This window comes from uncultured Sphingomonas sp. (assembly GCF_946477935.1).
Taxonomy (GTDB): Bacteria; Pseudomonadota; Alphaproteobacteria; order Sphingomonadales; family Sphingomonadaceae; genus Sphingomonas.
In genome coordinates, this window is record NZ_CAMLAC010000067.1 from 1 (window position 1) to 17,120 (window position 17,120).

16 protein-coding genes are annotated in these 17,120 nt (G+C 68.5%); 8 read left to right on the forward strand and 8 right to left on the reverse strand.

All coding sequences use genetic code 11. From position 1 onward, the window contains the following. Together Q0U08_RS09255 and Q0U08_RS09260 are read left to right on the forward strand one after the other, a co-directional pair. Nucleotides 1-660 (forward strand): TonB-dependent receptor (locus tag Q0U08_RS09255; RefSeq protein WP_298091133.1); only part of this gene is annotated, 660 nt, incomplete at its 5' end. A 110-nt stretch (nucleotides 661-770) separates the two neighbouring features. Further along, nucleotides 771-3,230, forward strand: coding sequence for a TonB-dependent receptor (locus Q0U08_RS09260; RefSeq protein WP_298091135.1), 2,460 nt, complete (start codon nucleotides 771-773; stop codon nucleotides 3,228-3,230). A 5-nt stretch (nucleotides 3,231-3,235) separates the two neighbouring features. Here Q0U08_RS09260 and Q0U08_RS09265 read toward each other — a convergent pair whose 3' ends face one another. Together Q0U08_RS09265 and Q0U08_RS09270 are read right to left on the reverse strand one after the other, a co-directional pair. Continuing rightward, nucleotides 3,236-3,907 carry a response regulator transcription factor gene (locus Q0U08_RS09265; protein WP_298091136.1) on the reverse strand — a complete coding sequence of 224 codons (672 nt, stop codon included), beginning with the start codon at nucleotides 3,905-3,907 and terminating at the stop codon, nucleotides 3,236-3,238. Next, nucleotides 3,904-5,133: a cell wall metabolism sensor histidine kinase WalK gene (locus Q0U08_RS09270; protein WP_298091138.1), complete on the reverse strand. Its 1,230-nt coding sequence runs from the start codon at nucleotides 5,131-5,133 to the stop codon at nucleotides 3,904-3,906. Before Q0U08_RS09270 ends, Q0U08_RS09265 begins: the two co-directional genes overlap by 4 nt. 102 nt (nucleotides 5,134-5,235) lie before the next feature. Between Q0U08_RS09270 and Q0U08_RS09275 the strand changes: the two genes are divergently transcribed. Next, entirely contained in the window at nucleotides 5,236-5,910 is a 675-nt protein-coding gene (locus tag Q0U08_RS09275; protein WP_298091139.1) for a thioredoxin family protein, read from the forward strand. Here Q0U08_RS09275 and Q0U08_RS09280 read toward each other — a convergent pair. Together Q0U08_RS09280 and Q0U08_RS09285 are read right to left on the reverse strand one after the other, a co-directional pair. Beyond that, entirely contained in the window at nucleotides 5,907-6,848 is a 942-nt protein-coding gene (locus tag Q0U08_RS09280) for a quinoprotein relay system zinc metallohydrolase 1 (protein ID WP_298091140.1), read from the reverse strand. The genes Q0U08_RS09275 and Q0U08_RS09280 overlap by 4 nt on opposite strands. Continuing rightward, on the reverse strand, nucleotides 6,845-7,606 hold the full coding sequence (locus Q0U08_RS09285) for a quinoprotein dehydrogenase-associated SoxYZ-like carrier (protein WP_298091141.1): 762 nt from the start codon (nucleotides 7,604-7,606) through the stop codon (nucleotides 6,845-6,847). Before Q0U08_RS09285 ends, Q0U08_RS09280 begins: the two co-directional genes overlap by 4 nt. Nucleotides 7,607-7,665: 59 nt before the next feature. On the opposite strand from Q0U08_RS09285, the gene Q0U08_RS09290 reads away from it, so the two are divergent. Next, a complete protein-coding gene (locus Q0U08_RS09290; protein WP_298091143.1) occupies nucleotides 7,666-8,214 on the forward strand; it encodes a rhodanese in 549 nt (182 codons plus the stop codon). On the opposite strand, the gene Q0U08_RS09295 is transcribed toward Q0U08_RS09290, so the two are convergent. Beyond that, the gene (locus tag Q0U08_RS09295) at nucleotides 8,201-8,503 is read right to left on the reverse strand and encodes an EthD family reductase (protein ID WP_298091145.1); all 303 of its coding nucleotides are present in this window, start codon (nucleotides 8,501-8,503) and stop codon (nucleotides 8,201-8,203) included. The two genes, Q0U08_RS09290 and Q0U08_RS09295, sit on opposite strands and share 14 nt — an antisense overlap. Nucleotide 8,504: 1 nt before the next feature. Beyond that, nucleotides 8,505-8,939, reverse strand: coding sequence for a pseudoazurin (locus Q0U08_RS09300; RefSeq protein ID WP_298091146.1), 435 nt, complete (start codon nucleotides 8,937-8,939; stop codon nucleotides 8,505-8,507). A 125-nt stretch (nucleotides 8,940-9,064) separates the two neighbouring features. On the opposite strand from Q0U08_RS09300, the gene adh reads away from it, so the two are divergent. From adh to Q0U08_RS09320, 4 genes are all read left to right on the forward strand, one after another. After that, nucleotides 9,065-10,585, forward strand: coding sequence for an aldehyde dehydrogenase (gene adh / locus Q0U08_RS09305; RefSeq protein ID WP_298091148.1), 1,521 nt, complete (start codon nucleotides 9,065-9,067; stop codon nucleotides 10,583-10,585). Between the two features lie 106 nt (nucleotides 10,586-10,691). Then, entirely contained in the window at nucleotides 10,692-11,087 is a 396-nt protein-coding gene (locus Q0U08_RS09310; protein ID WP_298091149.1) for a DUF779 domain-containing protein, read from the forward strand. A 4-nt stretch (nucleotides 11,088-11,091) separates the two neighbouring features. After that, nucleotides 11,092-12,261, forward strand: coding sequence for an FIST N-terminal domain-containing protein (locus Q0U08_RS09315; RefSeq protein WP_298091151.1), 1,170 nt, complete (start codon nucleotides 11,092-11,094; stop codon nucleotides 12,259-12,261). After that, on the forward strand, nucleotides 12,255-14,501 hold the full coding sequence (locus Q0U08_RS09320) for a NahK/ErcS family hybrid sensor histidine kinase/response regulator (RefSeq protein ID WP_298091152.1): 2,247 nt from the start codon (nucleotides 12,255-12,257) through the stop codon (nucleotides 14,499-14,501). The genes Q0U08_RS09315 and Q0U08_RS09320 overlap by 7 nt, the downstream gene beginning before the upstream one ends. On the opposite strand, the gene Q0U08_RS09325 is transcribed toward Q0U08_RS09320, so the two are convergent. Continuing rightward, entirely contained in the window at nucleotides 14,498-15,145 is a 648-nt protein-coding gene (locus Q0U08_RS09325) for a response regulator transcription factor (RefSeq protein ID WP_298091153.1), read from the reverse strand. The genes Q0U08_RS09320 and Q0U08_RS09325 overlap by 4 nt on opposite strands. An 86-nt stretch (nucleotides 15,146-15,231) precedes the next feature. Beyond that, complete coding sequence (locus tag Q0U08_RS09330) at nucleotides 15,232-17,001, reverse strand: methanol/ethanol family PQQ-dependent dehydrogenase (protein WP_298091154.1); 1,770 nt, start codon at nucleotides 16,999-17,001, stop codon at nucleotides 15,232-15,234. Between the last annotated feature and the right edge of the window lie 119 nt (nucleotides 17,002-17,120).

The following is a 17,120-nucleotide window of genomic DNA, read 5'->3' on the forward strand; positions in this document are numbered from 1 at the left end:
GAACTGTACCGCCCCTTCCGCGTCGGCAACGACGTGACCGCGGCGAATGCGGCGCTGGCGCCGGAGCGGCTGACGGGCATCGAGGGCGGCGTGACGCTGACCCCGTTCGCCGGTGCCAGCCTCGCGGCCACCGTCTTCCACAACCGGCTCGACGATGCGATCGCCAACGTGACGCTGTCGTCGACGCCGACCGGCGCGTCGCGCGTGCGCCGGAACCTGGATGCGATCCGATCGACCGGTGTCGAGATCGATGCGCGCTACACGCTGGGCGCCTTCGGCGCGCTGGCGTCGTGGAGCCATGTCGATGCGCGGGTCGGGGCATCGGGCGCCGCCATGGCGCTTGACGGCCTGCGCCCGGCGCAGACGCCGCGGGACGCACTGTCGGGGACGCTGAGCTGGCGCCGGCGTGGTGCCGCGCTGTCGGCCACGGTACGGCACGTCGCCCGCCAGTTTGACAACGACCAGAACAGCCGCAGCCTCGCCCCCGCGACGACGCTGGACGGCTTCGCCGCGCTGCCGCTTGCTCAGGGGCTTACGGTCGAAATGCGGGCCGAGAACGTCTTCGACGAACGGGTGGAAGCCGGAATCAGCGGCGCCAGCATCGTAGAACGCGCGACGCCGCGGACGCTCTGGGTGGGAGTGAGCGCGAAAATCGGTTGATCGATAGGCATTTCGGCCGAAGGCACGATGGCATCCTGAGACTCCTCTCAGCCTCTCCCCCATCCGACGTTGCTAAGCTGTCAGCACAAAAGCAAAGGGGAGAGACGATCGTGCACGCTCACTGGCTGCTCTGCGCCGCCGTTGTCACCGCACCCGCGGCCGCGCAGAGCGCCGATCCGGATCGTGACGGCGGCAACGACATCCTCGTCGTCGCGACGCCGCTGCTCGATACCGGCGAGGATGTGGTCCGACTGCCCGCGCAGCATGTTTCGGACGAGCAGATCGCCGCCACGCATGCGGTCGACCTGACCGATTACCTGCGGCGCACGGTCGGTGGCGTGTTCGTCAACGAGGTACAGGGCAATCCGCTGCAACCCGACATCAATTATCGCGGCTTCACCGCCTCGCCCTTGCTCGGCACGCCGCAGGGGCTGTCGGTCTATATCGACGGCGTGCGGGTAAACCAGCCGTTCGGCGATGTTGTCAGCTGGGACCTGATCCCGACCTCCGCGATCCGTTCGACCACGTTGGTATCGGGATCAAACCCGCTGTTCGGGCGCAATTCGCTCGGTGGTGCGCTGGTGGTGCGGACCAAGGACGGGCGCAGCGACCCCGGCATGACCGCCGACGTCAGCTATGGCAGCTTCCGCCGCAGGATCGCCCGCGCCACCTTCGGCGGGCAGACTCGGGGCGGCTTCCACTGGTTCGGGTCCGCCGATTATTTGGCCGAGAACGGCTGGCGCGATTTTTCACCGTCGCGCGCCGGGCAGCTGTTCGGCAAGATCGGCTGGGCGAACGATCGTACTGACATTGCGCTTTCGGGCAGCTTCGCCGACACCAACCTCAACGGCAACGGGTTGCAGGAACTGCGGCTGCTGGAGCGGGACCGGAGCAGCGTCTACACTCAACCCGACACCACGCGGAACCGCGCATGGAGCGGCAACCTGACGCTGGCGCACGACCTGTCCGACCGGCTGACGCTCACCGCCAACGCCTTTTCCCGCACCATCCGCACCCGCACCTTCAACGGTGATATCAACGACGATGCACTGGGCGAGAATCTCTACCAACCCAATGCCGCCGAACGGACCGCGCTTACCCGTGCGGGCTTCACCGGCTTTCCGCTGGCGGGCGAGACGCAGGCCAACACCCCCTTCCCGCGCTGGCGCTGCATCGCCAATGCATTGCTCAACAGCGAGCCGAACGAGAAGTGCAACGGCCTCGCCAACCGATCCTCGACGCGGCAGCGCGAATGGGGCGGCACCGGCGAGCTTGCCTGGACGGCGGAGATCAACCGGCTGACGCTCGGTCTGGCCTATGTCGACGGTCGCGCGGATTTCCTTCAGTCGTCGCAGTTCGGCTATGTGACGCCCGATCGCGGCATCGTAACGGTCGATGGCCCAGGCGCCTTCGCTGACGGGACGCAGGATTCGGAGAATGCCTTCGACGCGCGCGTCGACCTGAACGCACGCACGCGGGTGTTCAGCACCTATGTGCTCGACGGGATCGACCTGACGCCGACGCTGCATGTCGACCTGTCGGCGCGTTTCGACCGCACCGTCGTGCGCAACCGCGACCGGATCACGCCGGGCGGCGGCACCGGGTCGCTGGATGGCGACCACCGCTTCCACCGCCTCAACCCCGCGGTGGCGCTACGCTGGACCCCCATCGCGGCCCTGGCGTTCGACGCCGCGGTCGCGCAGACCAGCCGCGCGCCCTCGGCGATCGAATTGGGGTGCGCCGATCCCGAGAGCCCGTGCCGCCTGCCCAACGCGCTCGCTGGCGATCCGCCGCTGAACCAGGTGGTGGCGCGGACTGTAGAGGCGGGGATCGACCTGACCGTCGCCGGCATCCAGGCGCGGGCCGGCATCTTCCGCACTGTCAGCCGCGACGACATCCTGTTCGTCGCCGACGATCAGGCGGGCTTCGGCTATTTCCGCAACTTCGGCCGGACGCGGCGGCAGGGCGCCGACGTCGACCTCGCGGGCCGGGTCGGGGCCCTGACGGTGTCTGCGCATTACACCTTCCTCGACGCGACCTATCGCAGCGCCGAGACGGTGGGCGGCTCCGCGAACAGCAGCAACGACGGGCCGGCGCCCGGGTTCGAAGGCACGATCGGCATCGCGAAGGGCGACCGCATACCGCTGATCCCGCGCCATCTGCTGAAGGCCGGCGCCGCTATCGATCCGGTGCAATGGCTGACCGTATCGGCCGACATGATCGCCAGTGCCGGTGTGATCGCCCGCGGCAACGAAAATAGCGGGCATGCGCCGGACGGCACCTATTACCTCGGGGAGAGGAAGACCCGCGCCTATGCCGTCCTGAACGCGGGGGTGGAGGTGCGCCCCGCGCGCGGCCTCGCGCTTTACGCACAGGTCAGCAACGTGCTCGACAAACATTATGCAACCGCCGCGCAGCTGGGCGCGACCGGGTTCGATGCGACCGGCCGCTTCGTCGCACGGCCCTTCGCCGGCCCGGTGATCGGTGGAGAGCGGCCGCTGGTCCACTCGACCTTCTACGCACCCGGCACGCCGCGGTCGGTGCAGGCGGGCATGCGGCTGACGTTCTGACCCCGTCAGGCGGGATCGGCAAGGCGGAAGCCGATCCCGCGCACCGTCACGATCGTGGGCGCAGACGGGTGTTCCGCCAGCCGCCGACGGACGTACCCGACATAGACGTCGAGCGCATTGTCGCTGACCGGCGCATCCCCCCAGATCGCAGCCGCGAGCGTCGCCCGCCGGACCACCGCGCCGCGCCGCTCCACCAAAGCGGCGAGCAAGGCGTATTCGCGGCGGCTGAGCGGCAGCGCCCGTGCATCGACGGTCGCGCCGGACTTCGCCGGCTCCAGCTCCAGCGCCCCGAAGCGGAGCGCCGCCAGAGCCGCCGCGCTGCCCCGCCGGACCATGACCGCCAGCCGCGCCAGCAACTCGTCGAACGCAAACGGCTTGGGGAGATAATCGTCCGCCCCCGCCGCGAAGCCGTCGAGCCGATCCTGCAATGCGCCGCGCGCGGTGAGCATCAGGATCGGGATGGCGTTCAGCGTCTCGCGCAAGCGCCGGGCGAGCGCCAGCCCGTCGCCATCGGGCAGCCCCAGATCGAGCAGCACCGCGGCAAAGGCTTCGCCCGAGAGCAGCGCCAGCGCGCGCGATCCGTCGCGCTCCCACGCGACGCGATAGCCACGTGCGGTCAGCCCGCGGCTGACGAAGCGACCGATGCCGGGATCATCCTCGATCAGCAGCACGTTCATGCCGTCACCGGCAGAACGAGCGTGACAATACAGCCGCCGCCGTCGCGGGCGGCGGCGCGGACGGTGCCGCCATGGCGTTCAGCGACCCAGCGGACGAGGGCCAGCCCCAGACCGCTGCCGCCACGGGCGCGCCCCTCGTCGGTCTGGTAATAGGTGTCGAACAGCCGTGGCAGCGCGTCGGGCAGGCTGCCGCAGCCGCGATCCGCGATGCCGATTTGGGCGCTGGCCCCGTGCCGCGTCAGTCCGATGTCAACGACGTCGCCCTCCCCCGAAAACTTGATGGCATTGTCGATCACTGCCACCAGCGCCTGTTCCAGCCAGCGGGCGTCGCCGCGCATCGCGACGCCCGACGCCGCCGTCGTGGTCAGCTGGACGCCGTGCGAGGCGGCGTGCCGGCGCGCGCGCGTCACCGCACTGCCAACGATCGCGGCCAGATCGAGAGGCACATCGTTCAGCGCCAGCCGGCCATCGTCGGCCTGCGACAGCGCCAGCAATTCGCCGATGCGTCGGTCGAGCTGTTCGCTCTGCATCACCACTTCGCGCAGGGCGAGCCCGAGCACCTCCGCATCGCCGGGTCCGGTCGCCAGCGCCACCTCCGCCTCGCCGCGCATCACCGTCACCGGCGTGCGGAGTTCGTGGCTGACCTTGGCGAAGAACAGGCGACGCGACGCATCGACGCCGACCAGCCGCGCCGTCCGGTCCGCAACTGCCCGCTCCAGCCGACGGTTGGCGAGGCGCAACCCGGCCGCACCGACCAGCGCCGACAGCGCGGCGCAGGCGGCGAGCAGCAGCGCGAACCCGCGGCTGCGCGAACGCAGCGCCGCCATCTGTCGCGCGGTGACATCGGCCTCGGCCCGTTCGCGGGCGGCGGCGAGGGCGACCAGCCGCGACAGCCCCGCGAGCCGCGGCGGCTGCGCCCCGACGAGTGCCGCCATCGCCGCCGCGTCGATCCGTTCGTCATGCGGCCCGCCCGCGCCGACGAGACGGCGCTCCGCCGCAATGTCCGCCCGGTAGCGCGCCAGCGCGGCGGCGAGCGCCGGCGCCTCGCCGGACTGCGCAGCCGCGTGGATCGCCAGCACGTCGCCGAACTGCGCCTGGCTCAGCGCCGCGCGGCCGAACAGTGCCGCACCCCGGTCGGCGGTGTGAAGGAACAACACGGCGAGCGTCGCGATCGACGCCAGCAGCGCAACCGCCGCCGCCAGCGGCAATCCATCCCGGCGCGTCACCTAACCCCTCCTCATGCCCCTCTCCTAGCCGCCGATGCCGGCGGTCGCGCCTGGCACTTTGGTATCATTGCGTCCACGCGCGCGGCGGGCGAGCCTGCCGCGATGCACAGGCTCTGGCTCGCGGGCATCGGCCTATCGCTCTCGGCGAGCGCTCCGGTGCCGCGGCCGGTCGTGGTCGAGTTGTTCACCGCGCAGGGGTGCGCGGCCTGTCCGCCGGCGCAGGCGGTGGTGAATGCGCTCGCCGATCGACCGGACGTCATCGCGCTCAGCTTTTCGGTCACCTATTGGGATGCGCTCGGCTGGCGGGACCGGTTTGGGCAGCCCGCGTTCACCGAGCGGCAGCGGCGCTATGCGATCGTCGGCCACCGCCAGCTGGCGACGCCGCAGGTGTTGGTCAACGGCCGGATCGCGATCACCGGCCGCGATCCCGCCGAGACGGCGCGTGCGATCCGCAATGCCGAACCGGCCGATCCCGGCCCGTCGATCCGGCAGTCGGGTGCGACGCTGACCATCGGCGCAGACCGGCGCACCGCACGGCCCGCGACATTATGGCTGGTCGACTATGATCCGCGCACCCTATCGGTGCCGATCGGCGCAGGCGAGAACATCGGCCGTACCCTGCCCCATCGCAACGTCGTGCGCGGCCTGCGCGCGATCGGCCGGTGGGGCGGTGATGCGGTGCGGATCGCGCTGCCGCCCGCATCGCGCTGGCGCCGCGTCGTGCTGCTCCAGGCGGCCGATGGCGGCAGCATCGTCGCCGCGGCGCGGCTGTCCTAACGCTGGTCGACCCGCGCCCAGCGCGCCTCGAACCCCGGATACAGATGGGCGACCGACCGCTGCAATTCGTATCCCGCCGCCTTCACCGCGGCGAAGCGCGGCGGGATCGGCATCGCGCCGGCCTCCACCATGTCGAGCCCTCGGCCGGCGGCATCGCGGAGGGCGCCTTCCAGCCAGTCGAGCCAGTCGCGGGTCTGGTCGATCGCGGTGACTGCCGTCGTGTCGAGCGGTCCATGGCCGGGGATAACGCGGGCGTGGTCGAGCGCCTTCAGGGTGTCGAGCGACGTCCGCCACCGCGGCAGATCGGCGTGCGGCGTCGACGGTGCCCGATCGTGGAAGACGAGGTCGCCCGCGACCAGCGTCCCCGTCCGCGTGTCGAGCATGGCGAGATCGGCGGCGCTGTGCCCGGCGAGCGGCAGCATCCGGAACGTGCGGCCGCCAACCGTTTCCTCCGGCGTGGCGACGACATGGCCGGGCAGCCGCAGCTCGGTACCGCGCATCCAGTCGCCCAGCAGCCGGTACATGCCGTCCGAGAACCCGCCGCCCTCCGCCTTCAGGTCGGCGATCAGCGCCGGCGTCGCGGCGATCGCGGCGGGATCGAAGGCGGCATCGCCGAAGGTGTGATCGGGGTGAAGATGGGTCAGGTACACCCGCGTCACGGGCTTGCCGACCAGCTTCGCCGCCAGCTCGGCCAGTTGCCGGCCATAGCGCAGCGACGGCCCCGCATCGACCAGCACCGCGCCCGCATCGGTGGCGATGACCGTGATGTTGGCGATCGCACCACCGTTCGACTGACGGATGTCCTCATCGGCGCCGCGGATCAGCCAGATGCCGCCGGCGACCGGCTGGGGCACCAGCGTGTAGGTGAGCGGGGCGGAAGCGGCCGGCACGGCGACCAGCGCGGCAAGGCCGCCCAACAGGTGGCGGCGGTCGATCAACGGATCGGCTCCACGCGACCGCGAAATTCGATACCGTTGGTGTCGCGGCCGTCGAAGCGGACGCCCTCGCCTTCCCGCAGATGCGGTTGCAGCGCGATGACCGGGTCCTCCGCCAGCGCCGCCTGAAACTTCAACTTGCCCAGCGGACGGCCAGTCGAGGAGGTGACGGCGAGTTCGTCGAGATAATAGGCCGCGATATTGTCGACGAGACCGGTGTCCATGGGGTGGCGGAAGGCGAGCGACAGACGCGCCGTGCCGTCCCGCTGCCACAGCCCGCCGCGCACCTCCCCCAGATGCTGCGACCAGTCGCCCTTCACCCGGCTGACCGGCGGCGCCGAACAGCCGCCGCCCGCCGCGTCGATCCAGCCGCCCGACACCAGCCAGCTGCCGTCCTTCAGCTGCACCGCGCCGCGGACCGGCGTGCGCTGGTCGAGCTTGATACGCGTGGCGACGAACGCGTCCGCATCCTCCAGCTGATAATCGAGCGGAAGCTGGATCGGGTTGAGGTCGACCATGATGACCATCCGCACCACGTTGGGGATGCCGCGCGCGTCGACCTGCACCGGGAACACGCGCTGGTTCTCTGCGATGGTCGGGAAGCTGACCTTCACGCGGGGATCGAAGCGGACGACGGCATTCGCCCCGAACACCTGATTGCCGACGAACGCCCACATCGGCGAAGCGAGCGGATCCTTCGGCAGCGCGGCGGTGGCCGGGGTGGCGAGCAGCGCGATCGATACGATCGGCGCGAGGATCATCCAGCGTGTCATTCCAAGGTAGGGGATTACGCCTGCCGCCGCGCCGCTACCATCGCACCATGGTATCAGGTCGTCTGTTCGCCCTCGCCGCATCGATCATCGCGCCCGTTCAGGATGCGGCGTTCGATCCGGTCGGCGGCTATCGCATCGCCGCCTATCGCGGCGTGGTGCCCGGTCCACCGCCGGGCGTGGCGCAGATCGATGCCGCGGGGGTCGCGGCGCTCGGCGACCGCGCCCTGCTGATCGACGTCGTGCCGGCAGAAGGCGGCGTGCGCGATCCAGCGACGGGTGCGTGGCGGCTTGCCCGGCCCGCAGTGTCGATCCCGCACGCACACTGGTTTCCCGAAGCGGGCCGCGGCATGCCCGACCCTGCGATCGAACGCTGGTTCCTCGACGGCGTACGCACGCTCGCGGCCCGGCATCCGCGCGCGCCGATCATCGTGTTCTGCCTGGCGGATTGCTGGATGAGCTGGAATGCTGCGCTCCGCCTGCGCCGCGCCGGCTATACGCAGGTGCGCTGGTTCGCCGAGGGCAGCGACGGCTGGCGCGACCTGGGACGCAGCCTCGTCCCGGTCGCGCCGTATCGGGCAAGCGTCAGGCGACGGTAAGCAGCTGCGCCGACGGCTGGATGTCGGTGAAGTTCGCGACATCGCCGAACACCGCCCCCGCCTCTGCCGACGCCAGCGCCGCATCGCGTGCGCCAGCATCCCGGAACGTCAGCAGTGCGACCGCGACATGGGCCGGCGCATCGTCGTCGGGCCACATGCCGATCGCGTCGGTGAGGCCGTGCGTCCCCCATTTCTCCCGCACCAGCGGCAGGTGGGTGGCGATGTAATAGTCGCGGTCGAAGCGCGCGCCATCGGTCGCCGGATAGCTTACCAGCAAGGCGGCGGGCATCCTACTTCGCCTGCGCGAGCATCGGCGTCATCCGCTTGGCGGCGAACGGCGGCAGCTTCACCGCGCGGGCCGCAGCGAGGTTCGACGATGGCCCCTTGCCGACCTGGATCAGCGCCACCATGCCCATCGAATAATGCGGCATGCACTTGATGCCATAAAGGCCAGGCGTCGATACCGGCAGAACGAATTCCTTGTTCATGCCGCCCTTGCTGGGCGCGACGCCGGCGGGCAGCATCGTCGGGATCGTCTCCGCATTGTGGCTGGGATCGGACGGCACGAAGCGGACGGTATCGCCCGGCATCGCCTTCACGAATGCGGGTTCGAACACCATCGCGCCCGCCGCACCCTGATTCTTCATCTTGACCACGAACTCCTTGGCCAAGGCGGGGGTCGCGGTCAGCGCCAGCAGCGCGGCGGCGACATATGCAAGCTTCATGATACAACTCTCCTTTTACCCCGCCGTCTCAGCCAGCTGGGGCGATCCGGCGCAATCGGCCTTTGGTGCAATGGCGCGCATGGAACGGGAGGCAGACAGTCGCTGGAGAAGATCAGGAGGATGCCATGTTGCAACAAGCGCTAGACCAGCTGAAGGGCCAGGTCGCGGTTCGCCCCAAATACGACAATTACATTGGCGGCGACTGGGTTGCCCCGGTGCGCGGCCAGTATTTCGACAACCCCTCGCCGGTGACCGGCAAGACGGTCTGCCAGATCGCCCGCGGCACCGCCGAGGACATCGAACTGGCGCTCGACGCCGCGCACAAGGCGAAGGATGCGTGGGGCCGGGCCGCCCCTGCCGAACGCGCGCTGATCCTCAACCGCATCGCCGACCGGATGGAAGAGAAGCTGTCGCTGCTCGCGATGGTCGAGACGATCGACAACGGCAAGCCGATCCGCGAGACGACCGCCGCCGACCTGCCGCTGGCGATCGATCATTTCCGCTATTTCGCCGGCTGCCTGCGCGCGCAGGAAGGATCGCTGTCCGAGATCGATCATGATACCGTCGCCTATCACTTCCACGAACCGCTGGGCGTCGTCGGCCAGATCATCCCATGGAATTTCCCGATTCTGATGGCGGTGTGGAAGCTCGCGCCGGCGCTCGCCGCCGGCAATTGCGTGGTGCTGAAGCCCGCCGAGCAGACGCCGATGTCGATCATGGTGCTGATGGACGTGATCGGCGACCTGCTGCCGCCGGGTGTGCTCAACGTCGTCAACGGCTTCGGCGTGGAGGCGGGCAAGCCGCTTGCCCAGAACAAGCGCATCGCCAAGATCGCCTTCACCGGCGAGACGACGACCGGCCGGCTCATCATGCAATATGCGACCGAGAACCTGATCCCGGTCACGCTGGAACTGGGCGGCAAGTCGCCCAACATCTTCTTCGCCGACGTGATGGCCGAGGATGACGACTTCCTCGACAAGGCGGTCGAGGGGTTCACGATGTTCGCGCTCAACCAGGGCGAGATCTGCACCTGCCCCAGCCGCGCGCTGATCCAGGAATCGATCTACGACAGGTTCATGGAAAAGTGCGTCGCCCGCGTCGAGGCGATCCGGGCCGGCAGCCCGCTCGATATGACGACGATGATCGGCGCGCAGGCGTCGAACGACCAGCTCGAAAAGATCCTGAGCTATTTCGACATCGGCCGCGCCGAAGGCGCCAAGGTCCTGACCGGCGGCGACCGCGCCACGCTCGAAGGGGAACTCGGCAGCGGCTATTACGTCAAGCCCACGATCCTTCAGGGCCACAACAAGATGCGCGTGTTCCAGGAAGAGATCTTCGGCCCCGTCGTCGCCGTCACGACCTTCAAGGATGCCGCCGACGCGCTCGCCCTCGCCAACGACACGCTCTACGGCCTCGGCGCCGGCGTATGGTCGCGCGACGGGACGACCGCATACCGGATGGGCCGCGGCATTCAAGCGGGCCGCGTGTGGACCAATTGCTACCACGCCTATCCGGCCCATGCGGCGTTTGGCGGCTACAAGCAGTCGGGCATCGGTCGCGAGACGCACAAGATGATGCTCGATCATTATCAGCAGACCAAGAACCTGTTGGTCAGCTACAGCCCGAAGGCGCTCGGCTTCTTCTGATCTCGTCCATGCCCCGCAGGGAGCCTTCCCCCTTTCCCGCGACCTGCGGGGCAGCTTGCGGCGGACCTTCGGGTCCGCCGCTCTTTCGGTTTCAGGAGACACGCTCATGACGCCCCCGCCCCGTATCCTGTCCACGCCGCAGGCCGATGCGACGATCGCGATGCTGACGGACAAGCATGGCCCGCTGATGTTCCATCAGTCCGGCGGCTGCTGCGACGGGTCGGCACCGATGTGCTACCCGACCGGGGAGTTCCGCGTCGGTGGGCAGGACGTGCTGCTCGGCCATGTCGGCGCAGCGCGTGACGTGCCGGTATGGATCGGCGCAGCGCAGTTCGCCTATTGGCGGCATACGCAGGTGACGATCGACGTCGTATCCGGCCGCGGCGCCGGCTTTTCGCTGGAAGGGCCGGAGGGCGTGCGATTCATCGTGCGCAGTCGCGTGTTCACCGACGACGAAGCCGACGCGCTCGACCGCGCCGGCGAACCGGCGCGGGGCGAATGAGGGGATGACGCTGGGCCTGCGCGATGACATGATCGCGGTCATGCCCATCCGTGTCGCGTCCACCCGCATCGACGAGCCCGAACTCGCCATCCGCGCACTGTTCCGCGACATCGACGTGCCCGAGCTCGGTGGGCTGATCCTGTTCTGCTCCAGTCGCTACCCGCTCGATACGCTGGCGGAGGCGATCGGTTCGCGATCGGAAGGGCTGACGATCGTCGGCTGCACCTCGTCCGGCGAGATCACGCCCGACGGACTGGACGAAGGCACGATCACCGCGATCGGCTTTCCAATGAGCGATTTCCGCCTGTCGGCGACCTGTTTCGAAAATCTCGACGTGTTCGATGCCGCCGAGGCGCAGAGGGTGCTTCGCGCGCTCGTCGCTGATGCGAACGAAGTGACGCGCGACATGGGCATGACGCATCATGCCGGCGTCTTCCTGGTCGACGGCCTGTCGCATCGCGAGGAGATGCTGACGCTGACGTTGCAGGATGCCCTTGGCGAGGTGCCGCTGATCGGCGGCTCGTCAGGCGACGGCCTCGACTTTCGCGAGACGTTCGTCCTCTACGACGGGCGGTTCCGGCGCGATGCTGCGGTCGTCGCACTGCTCTCGTCGCGACGTCCGTTGAAGGCGTTCCGTGCGCAGCATTACGGCCCCGGCAGCATCAAGATGGTCATCACCGCCGCCGATACCGACCTGCGCACCGTCCACGAGATCAATGCCGAACCCGCCGCAGCCGAATATGCCCGATTGATCGGCGCGCGGGTCGAGGACCTCGGCCCCGCCGTCTTCGCGACGCATCCGCCGATGGTTCGCGCCGGCGGCGAATATTACGTACGCTCGATCCAGACTGCCAATCCGGACGGCAGCCTCACCTTCTATTGCGCGATCGACGAGGGCATCGTGCTGACGCTAGGCGAAGCGGGCGACATCCTGGGCGGGTTGAACCGCCTGTTCGACGATCTGGACGACAGCGTCGGCGGCATCGACCACGTCCTGGGTTTCGACTGCGTGCTCAATTCAGTCGAAATGGAACAGCGCCAGTTGCGCCAGGCGGTTTCGCGCCTGTTCGCGGCGCGCGGCGTCGTCGGCTTCAACACCTATGGCGAACAGTACCACGGCCTGCACGTCAACCAGACGTTCAGCGGGCTGGCGATCGGTCGCATCCAATGCTGAGCCCCGCCAACGACCTCGCCGTCGATCCCGAAGCACGGGTCAAGGCGCTGGAGGCGCAGGTCGCCAAGCTGACCCGGATCAACGCATCGCTGATGAGCCGGGTCGAACGCTCGACCGACCTTCAGGGCAACGCCTTTTCAGTGTTCGAAACCGCCATCAGTCTGGAAAGCAAAGTCCGCGATCGCACCGCCGATCTGGAGCGCGCGCTGTCCGATCTCGCCGCGACCAACGCCGCGCTCGCCCATGCTCGCGATGCCGCCGACAGCGCGCGCAGCCGGCTGCGCGATGCGATCGAGACGATCAACGAAGGCTTCGCGATCTTCGACGCCGACGACCGGCTGTTGCTGTGCAACCAGACGTACCGCTCGCTCTGGCCGGCCATCGCCGACGAGATCGTACCCGGTGTCAGCTTCGACGAGATTGCCGGCCGGATCGGCGCGACGGGCAGCTCCCTTGGCGCGATGATTGCACCGGATCGGTGGATATCCGAACGCGTTGCGCAGCATCAAGTGGCGGGCGGCGGCCATGTCATCGCGCTGGCGGACGGCCGCTGGATCCAGGTCAACGAACGCCGCACGTCCGAAGGCGGCATTGTCGGCGTCTATACCGACATCACCGACCTGAAGGCGGGCGAGGCGCGGCAGCGGGCACGCGAGGCGGCGGAGCGTGCGGTGGTGCTGCAATCGACGTTGGATGCGATGCCGCAGGGCGTCTGTGTGTTCGATCGCGGCGGCGCGCTGCTGGCGTGGAACGGACCGCTGCTAACGCTGCTCCAGTTGAACCCGGGGCGCGCGCGCGCGCAGATCGCTGATCATCGGGCGCTGGTCGAGCGCTGCAAGCGGTTGCTGCCGCGTGCCGACGCGATCAACACGCTCGGCTGGATCGACGAACACGCCGACGACCGCGAGGTATCGCAGATCCGTCGCCTCGCCGATGGGCGGTCGCTGGAGGTTCGCCGGCTGGCGATGCCGGGCGGCGGCATGGTGATCGGCTTCAACGACGTCACAGACCGGCTGCGCGCCGCCGAGGCGCTGGAACGCCGCGTCGCCGAGCGCACCGCGGAGTTGCAGCGCGAGGTGAGTGAGCGGGTCGCCGCCGAATCCGCGATGCGCGAGGCGAAGACCGCCGCCGAACAGGCGAACCTGTCGAAGACGCGCTTCCTCGCAGCCGCCAGCCACGATCTGCTGCAGCCGCTCAACGCGGCGCGACTGTTCGTCTCCGCGCTCGGCACGCGCCGGCTCGCACCGCCCAACCGGACGCTGGTCGACCAGACCGCATCGGCGCTCGATTCGATCGAGCAACTGCTCGAGGCGCTGCTGGAAATCTCCAAGCTCGATGCCGGCGCGATCACGCCTGAGATCGTCGATGTGCCCCTCGACGATCTGTTCGCCGCCCTGCGCGCCGAATATGCGCATGCGGCGGCCGAACGCGGACTGTCGCTGGTGGTGGCATCGACCGATATCTGGGTCCGCTCGGACGCGCGCTTGCTCCGCCGCATCCTGCAGAACTTCCTGTCGAACGCCCTGCGCTACACGGTGACGGGCGAGGTGCGGATGGCCGCACGATGCGTCTGCGGCGAGGTGTGCGTGGCGATCAGCGACACCGGCCCCGGCATCGATCCGCGCCACCATGCCGAGATCTTCGAGGAATTCCGCCGGCTCGACGGCCGCAACGGTCCGGGCATCGGCCTGGGCCTCGCCATCGTGCAGCGCGCGGGGCGCATGCTGGGCCATCCGATCCGGCTGGAGAGCGCACCGGGTGCGGGATCGACCTTCACCGTCGCCGCGCCGCTGGCCGCGGTCGGCGTGCAGTCACGCACGTCGGTGACGGTGACCAGCAGCCGCGGCATCGGCGCACGTGCGGTGCTCGTCCTCGACAACGAACAGATGATCCTCGATGGGATGCGCGCCGTGCTCGAAGGCTGGGGCTGCGACGTCGTCACCGCGCTGGACGAGAGCGCCGCGCGCGCCGTCCCTCCATCCCAGACCGCAGCGATCGACGTCATCCTGGCCGATTATCATCTGGAAGACGGCGTGACCGGCGATAGCGCAGTGGCGCGATTGCGCGCCCATCTCGGCCGCCCCGTGCCCGCGGTCATCATCACCGCGGACCGCATGCCGGCGCTACGCGATACGCTGAGCGCGCAGGGGCTGCACGTGCTGCAAAAGCCGGTAAAGCCGGCACAGCTGCGGGCTTTGCTGGCGCAGCTGACCAATAGTGGCAGTGGCAGCGGGACCTAGCCCGGCGCCGTTCCGACGAAATGCACCTTGTTCGCCAGGATGACCGCCTGGGTACGACTGTAGACGTTGAGCTTGGCGAGGATGGCGGAGACGTGCGCCTTCACCGTCGTCATGGACACGTCGAGCTCATAGGCGATCTGCTTGTTGAGCTTCCCCGCGACCACCAGCCCGAGCACGACCCGCTGCTGCGGGGTCAGCGTCTCGATCCGGCGGCGAATGTCGGCGCCTTCGCCCCCGTCGCTCGTCCCGACGCGGAATTCCTCAGGCATGAACACGTCGCCCGCCAGGATCGACCGAATGGCCGCGACGATGGCACTGCGCTTCAAGGATTTTGGAATGAACCCGGCCGCGCCGTGCGCGATCGCCGCGCTGATGAGCCCGCCCTCGATCGCCCCCGAGACGATCACGATCGGCACAGACGGAAAGCGCGCGCGCAAAGTCGCCAATCCGGCGAAGCCATCGGCATCAGGCATGTTGAGATCGAGCAGGACAAGGTCGAAATCACCCTCGCGCTCAATCACCGCCTGCGCCTCCGCGATCGACGATGCCTCGAACAATTCGGTCTGGTCGAACGCGACCGAAATCACCGTCCGCAAGCCGTCGCGTACGAGCGGATGATCGTCCGCAATCAGGACACGTTCCACGCTGACCCCTCTTCCCGGCGGCGAACCTACCGCTTCGACCGGTCCGGAGCCAAGGGGCGTCGTTGCCGACGCCCCCCATCCGCTCGTCACGATTTGGGCAGCTTGAACACCCAGAGCGCCCCGCCCTGGTTAATATTCTGCACCGCCTTAGCGACTTCGCCGCCCCACAGCGGCACCGCGCCGCCCCAGCCGGACATCACGGCGACATACTGCTCGCCGTCCTGCTCCCACGTCACCGGCGAACCGACCACACCCGACCCGGTATTGAACTTCCACAGTTCCTGCCCGGTCTTGGCATCAAACGCCTTCAGATAGCCTTCGGGCGTGCCGGTGAAGACGAGATTGCCTGCGGTGGTCAGCACGCCGCCCCACAGCGGCGCCTTGTTCTTGTATTCCCACGCGATCTTGCCGGTCTTCGGGTCGACCGCACGCAGCACGCCGATGTGATCCTCGTACAGCGGCTTGATCGTGAAGCCCGCGCCCAGATAGGCCGCACCCTTCTTGTAGGCGATGGGCTCGTTCCAGATGTCCATGCCCCATTCGTTGCTGGGGATGTAGAACATGCCGGTCTGCTGGCTGTACGCCATCGGCATCCAGTTCTTGGCGCCCAGGAACGCCGGCGCGGAGAAGACCGTCGTCCCCTTTTCGGCGGTCGGCGGGCCGGGACGGTTGCTGTCGTCGTAGATCGGCCGGCCGGCCTTGGTATACCCCTTCGCCCAGGTCGTCTTGCTGACGAACGGGGTGGCGGAGACGAACTTGCCGTTGGTTCGGTCGAGTACGAAGAAGAAGCCGTTGCGGTCGGCCTTCGCGCCCAGCTTGCGCCCGCCCTGGTCGAACGGAATGAATTCGTTCACGCCGTCGAAGTCCCAGCCGTCGTGCGGGGTCGTCTGATAATGCCACTTGATCTCGCCGGTTTCGGGGTCGAGTGCCAGCGTCGACGACGTATACAGGTTGTCGCCGGGACGCAGGTGGCTGTTCCACGGCGCCGGATTGCCGGTGCCCATGTAGATGAGGTTGGTGTCGGGATCATAGGTGCCGCCCAGCCACGTCGCGCCGCCGCCGGTCTTCCACTGATCGCCCTGCCAGCTGGCGTTGAGCTTGCCGGTCATCGTCGACGGCTTGCCGTTCAGTTCGCCGACATTGCCCTCGATCGTCGGGCGCGACCAGATCAGTTCGCCGGTGTTGACGTCGCGCGCCTCGATCCGGCCGACGATGCCGAACTCACCGCCCGAGTTGCCGTAGATCACCTTGCCCTTCACGATCATCGGCGCGGCGGTGTTCGAATAGCCCGCGGCATAGTCCTGCAATTTCTTGTTCCAGACCACCTTGCCCGTCGTCCGGTTGAGCGCGACCATATGCGCATCCAGCGTCGAGAAGATCACCTTGTCGCCGTAGATCGCAGCACCACGGTTGACCACGTCGCAGCACGGCATGATGCCGTCCGGCAGGCGCGCATCATATTGCCACTTCTCTTCGCCGGTCTTGGCGTCGAAGGCGAACAGGCGGCTGTACGATCCGGTGACGTAGATCGTACCGTCATAAACCAGAGGCTGCGATTCCTGGCCGCGCTGCTTCTCGCCGCCGAGCGAGGCCGAGAAGGCGGGTACGAGATTCTTGACGTTGGCGCTGGTGATCTGCGTGATCGGGCTGAACCGCTGCCCCCGGGGGCCCATGCCATAGGTCAGGATGTCGCCCGGCGTCGACGCGTCGTTCATCAGGTCGGCGTCGGTCGGCCCGGTGCCGGCGGCGGCGGCCGGGGCTGCAGCGGGCGTCGCCGGCTTGTCGGTGGCGGCCAGCGCGCCGGTCGATAGCGCGGCGCCTGCCAGCAGGGCGAAGCGGGTGCGGTGTCGGATCATGCGGTCTCTCCCCATTGCCCGATTCCGGTGGATCGGTCGGGCTGTCTGACCTGGAGCCTAAACCGCTGCGGCGACGGCCCAAATGCTACCTTGGAACTATGGCGCGCGCTGAGCGGGGG